Origin of the sequence: Streptomyces sp. 150FB (assembly GCF_000818195.1) — a bacterium.
Taxonomy (GTDB): Bacteria; Actinomycetota; Actinomycetes; order Streptomycetales; family Streptomycetaceae; genus Streptomyces.
Window position 1 is genome coordinate 644,147 of record NZ_JTHL01000001.1, and the last position, 4,503, is coordinate 648,649.

Consider the following 4,503-nt stretch of genomic DNA (forward strand, 5'->3'; position numbering starts at 1 on the left):
TTGGACGAATCCGACAACGCAGCGAGGTGCCGTACCAAGCGTTCCGGGCCCGCGAAGATCCGCCGGACAGGGACTAGAGGAAAACAACCCGTCTGCTTAACGTCGTACCCACCAGGAGCGTGCCCATGACCGCGAACCCGATAGCAGAGACCGTCGCTTCCCTGATGCCGCGCGCTCAGGTGGAGCTGTCGGAGCTGGTGGCCTTCCGGTCCGTCGCGGACACGGCGCAGTTCCCGAAGAGCGAGTGCGAGGCCGCCGCCGCCTGGGTGGCGGACGCGCTGCGCACCGAAGGATTCACCGACGTCGCCGTCCTCGACACCCCCGACGGCACCCAGTCGGTCTACGGCCTGCTGCCCGGCCCCGAGGGCGCGCCGACCGTACTGCTCTACGCGCACTACGACGTACAGCCGCCGCTGGACGAGGACGCCTGGCTGTCGCCGCCGTTCGAACTGACCGAGCGCGACGGGCGCTGGTACGGGCGCGGCGCCGCCGACTGCAAGGGCGGGCTGATCATGCATCTGCTCGCGCTGCGCGCCCTGAAGGCGAACGGCGGGGTGCCGGTGACCGTCAAGGTGATCGCCGAGGGCTCGGAGGAGCAGGGTACGGGCGGGCTCGAACGGTACGCGGAGGCGCATCCGGAGCTGCTGACCGCCGACACGATCGTCATCGGCGACGCGGGGAACTTCCGGGTGGGGGTGCCGACCGTGACGGCGACGCTGCGCGGAATGGCGCTGCTCCGTGTCCGTATCGATACGCTCGAAGGCAATCTGCACTCGGGCCAGTTCGGCGGTGCGGCGCCCGACGCGCTCGCCGCGCTCATCCGGGTCCTGGACTCGCTGCACGCCGAGGACGGCTCCACGACGGTGGACGGACTGGCCGCCGACGCCCGGTGGGACGGACTCGCCTACCCGGAGGCGGACTTCCGCACGGACGCGCGCGTGCTCGACGGTGTCGCTCTGACGGGCGGCGGCGGCGTGGCCGACCGGCTCTGGGCGCGCCCTTCCGTCACCGTCCTCGGCATCGACGCGCCGCCCGTGGTCGGCGCCACGCCGTCCGTCCAGGCGAGCGCGGGCGCGCTGGTGAGCCTGCGGGTGCCGCCGGGCCAGGACTCCTCCGAGGCCGCCGCGCTGCTGACCGCGCACATCAACAAGCACACACCGTGGGGTGCGCGCGTGTCGGTGGAGCAGACCGGCCAGGGCGAGGCGTTCCTGGCGGACACCTCCAGCCCCGCCTACGCCTCCATGGCGGAGGCGATGAGCGTGGCGTACCCGGGCGAGACGATGCAGATCGCCGGGGAGGGCGGCTCGATCCCGCTGTGCAACACGCTGGCCGTGCTGTACCCGGAGGCCGAGATCCTGCTGATCGGGCTGAGCGAGCCGGAGGCGCGGATCCACGCGGTGAACGAGAGTGTCTCGCCTGAGGAGTTGGAGCGCCTCTCCGTCGCCGAGGCGCACTTCCTGGTCAACTACGCGCGCTCGAAGGCGGTCTGATGTCCTGTCCCGCATAACTGTGGGCGTGGTGGTGCGCCGGCCCGGGTCCGCCCATGCGATTCGGCTCGGCGCACCCACCGCTACACCGCCGGGCGCGCCTGGTGCCTGGCTCGCCTGGTGCCTGGTGCGTGTCAGAGCCCCGCGAGGTCCGCGAGCAGCTCGGCGGCGGGCCTCGGATGGACGAGCCAGCGCAGGTGACTCCCCTCAAGTGTCCGGACGTCGAAGGGGTTGTCGGGTGTGAGCGCGTCGGCCTCCCGAATCATGCGGTCCTGCACGGCGGGCGGAACGCTGGCGTCGGCGGCCAGGCGCACATAGGTCTTGGGAATCCGGCCCCAGGTCGCGGCCTGTGCCCGGTCGGCGGACGTACCGACGTCGAGGTTCTCGTCGGGCTGGAAGGTGTTCAGGACCGTCCGGAACTCGTCATCGGTGAGGTCGGCGGCGAACGCTCGCTTGAACGCGGCGAGCGCCGCCGGGTCTGCGGTACGGAAGTTGGTGCGGAGCAGCCCGAGTTCGGCCGGGTTCCCGACGAGTGTGCCGGCGAAGGCTCCCGCGTCGACGTCCGCCATCTCCGGCTGGGTGTAGTAGTCGTTCACGTCCAGATCGACGGGGCACCAGGCGGAGACGTAAGTGATCCGGTCGATCAGCTCGGGCCGGGCGTTGGCGACGGCGGTGGCCGTGATGCCGCCCCTGCTGTGGGCGACGAGGACGGTGGGCCCGTTCCGCTTGGCCCGTTCGAGGACTTCGATCACCCGGGCGGCATTGTCGGCGAGCGTGACTCCCTTGATGCTCCCCGGTTCCGCGGCGAGTGCGCCGAGTATCTGGGGAGCCTGGTAGGCGGCGGGGAAGGTCGCCTCGAATCCGTGCCCCGGAAGGTCGACAGCGACCGAGCGGTGCCCGAGCAGGGCGAGCTCGGCCTGGAGCGGCGCGAACGAGAACGAATTCCCGAAAGCCCCGTGGACAAAGACGAATGTCGGCACATCGCGCATGCCTCAGCCTCCAACAGAACGATCTTGGGAGCAAGATCAAGGGTACGGACGCCGCACGGGAGTTGGCGGCGTCCGTGCGGCGTCCGCACAGTGGCCGCGAGCCGTCCGCACAGTGGCCGTACGGCGTCCTTACGACGTCCGCACGGCCAATCCGTACAGCGGCGGCGGTCCGGCGTGGCCCAGCGGCCCTCTCAGGCGACCGGGACGCCGTTCTCCAGGTAGAGCACGTTCCCGCTCTCCTTGGCCCGCAGCGCCCAGCGCAGCCGCTCGTAGCGCATGGACGGCAGCAGCAGGGCGGCCTCCTCCTCGGAGACGAACCGCCAGCCGCGCAGCTCCGGTCCCGGCAACAGGAGCCGCCCGGCGAGCCGGGCCGGGAGCAGGCCGCCGTCGAACAGCAGCCGCAGTCCGCCGTATCCCGGGGGCCGTGGCGGTTCCCAGTCGATGACGAGCAGCTTCGGCACGCCTTCGAGCTCTATGCCCAGTTCCTCGGCGACCTCGCGTATCCCGGCCCGTGCGGGCGCCTCCCCGGCCTCCACGACGCCGCCGGGGAACTCCCAGCCGGGCTTGTAGGTGGGGTCGACGAGCAGCACCCTGCCCCGCTCGTCGAAGAGGAGCACCCCGGCGGCGACGGTCTCGGCCGTCGGGTCGGGGGTCTGCACGATGTCGCGGAGGCCGGCCGTACTCGTCCGCAGCGCCTCGGCCACGGATTCGGCGGTCCCCCGCGCCGAGAGGTCCGTGGTGTCGACGACATGGGCGTCGGCGGTAAGCCAGTCGAGCGCCGAGCGGTACGGCTCGATGTGCTGGTAGGCCCACTGGCGGGCGCGTTCGCCGCCCTCCGGGTCGTCGTCCGGGTCGTCCCTGGCGGCTATCCGACTGCGCAGGATCGTTTCGTCGCTGGTCAGCAGAACATGCCGGACCGGGATCCGGCGCGAGGCGAGTCCGCCGAAGATCTCGTCGCGGTAGTCCTGGCGCAGCAGCGTCATCGGGACGACCAGCACCCCGCCCACCTCGGCCAGCAGCGCCGCCGCCGTGTCGACGACCAGCCGCCGCCAGATCGACAGGTCCTGGTAGTCGCTGACCTCGGCGAGCCGCTTGTGCGGCAGCAGCCGGGTCAGTTGTCCGCCGATCAGCCCGGGGTCGTACACCGTGCTGTTCGGGATCAGATCGATCAGTTCGCGCGCGGTACTCGTCTTGCCCGCTCCGAACGCACCGTTGATCCAGATGATCACGGTTCCCCCTCTTCCGTAGCCACCAGGTGGACTGCCCGCAACACCCTGCCATGGAAACCCTTGGCCAAGGCTGAACGTCCCCCGTGAGGCCGTAACACATGCGTACCGGATGTCGTTGGATCCTGATGTGACGAGGGGATACGTAATGCGCCGGATGGTGCTGGAGAGGTTTCCGGCGGGCGGACCGCGCGGCAGTTGGCCCGCGGAGGAGTTCGCGCGGGCCCGGCGGGACGAGGGAATGCCCGCCGAGGTCGTGATGGATCTCGACTCGGACTTCTTTCTGGTCGTCGTGCCGCAGCAGGCCAAGGAACCAGCCACCCGGAGAGCCTGACATGACCGGAACACCGGCAGAGGCGCCGCGTGCGCCGCTCCTTCGCGTACGACGGGCCGCGCTGGCCCTCGCGCTGAGCGGGGCCGCCCTGTCCCTGTCCGCGCCCCCGGCGGCGGCGGACAGCAGCGCGTGCACCCACCACTTCTCGGGGCCGCAGATCTGTGTGCGGCTCGACGGGCAGGGCGACAGGAACGCCGTCACGGCCCTGTGGACGAACCCGCCCGCGCATCTCAGCTCGCGTGTGGTGTCGCTGAGCAGGAACGGCCGGGTGGTCTCCACGGTGCTGGCAACCCGCGCGGGCAAGGCGCTGAGCCACACCTGGCCGCCGGCGTACACCGGCAGTGGCACCGAGCTGTGTGTGAAGTTCCGGGGGAGCGCGCGCGTCGCCTGCCAGACGACGCGTTAGGCGGGGCGCCGGGCGGGCGTCGGCGGGCGCGTCAGACGGCGCGTCAGACGTACGTACGACC

The 4,503-nt window shown here is 71.2% G+C and carries 5 protein-coding genes; 3 read left to right on the forward strand and 2 right to left on the reverse strand.

What is annotated here, in order from left to right:
• Positions 1-125: 125 nt before the first annotated feature.
• Positions 126-1,490: a dipeptidase gene (locus QR77_RS02690; protein WP_040019473.1), complete on the forward strand. Its 1,365-nt coding sequence runs from the start codon at positions 126-128 to the stop codon at positions 1,488-1,490.
• A gap of 131 nt (positions 1,491-1,621) precedes the next feature.
• On the opposite strand, the gene QR77_RS02695 is transcribed toward QR77_RS02690, so the two are convergent.
• Both QR77_RS02695 and QR77_RS02700 read right to left on the reverse strand, forming a co-directional pair.
• Positions 1,622-2,476, reverse strand: a complete 855-nt coding sequence (locus QR77_RS02695) for an alpha/beta fold hydrolase (RefSeq protein ID WP_040019474.1) — start codon at positions 2,474-2,476, stop codon at positions 1,622-1,624.
• 191 nt (positions 2,477-2,667) lie between these two features.
• Complete coding sequence (locus tag QR77_RS02700; protein ID WP_040019475.1) at positions 2,668-3,705, reverse strand: NUDIX domain-containing protein; 1,038 nt, start codon at positions 3,703-3,705, stop codon at positions 2,668-2,670.
• Between the two features lie 145 nt (positions 3,706-3,850).
• Here QR77_RS02700 and QR77_RS02705 point away from each other — a divergent pair, with 145 nt between their 5' ends.
• Entirely contained in the window at positions 3,851-4,036 is a 186-nt protein-coding gene (locus tag QR77_RS02705; RefSeq protein ID WP_040019476.1) for a hypothetical protein, read from the forward strand.
• 1 nt (position 4,037) lies between these two features.
• Positions 4,038-4,442: a hypothetical protein gene (locus QR77_RS02710; protein ID WP_040019477.1), complete on the forward strand. Its 405-nt coding sequence runs from the start codon at positions 4,038-4,040 to the stop codon at positions 4,440-4,442.
• Positions 4,443-4,503: the final 61 nt, after the last annotated feature.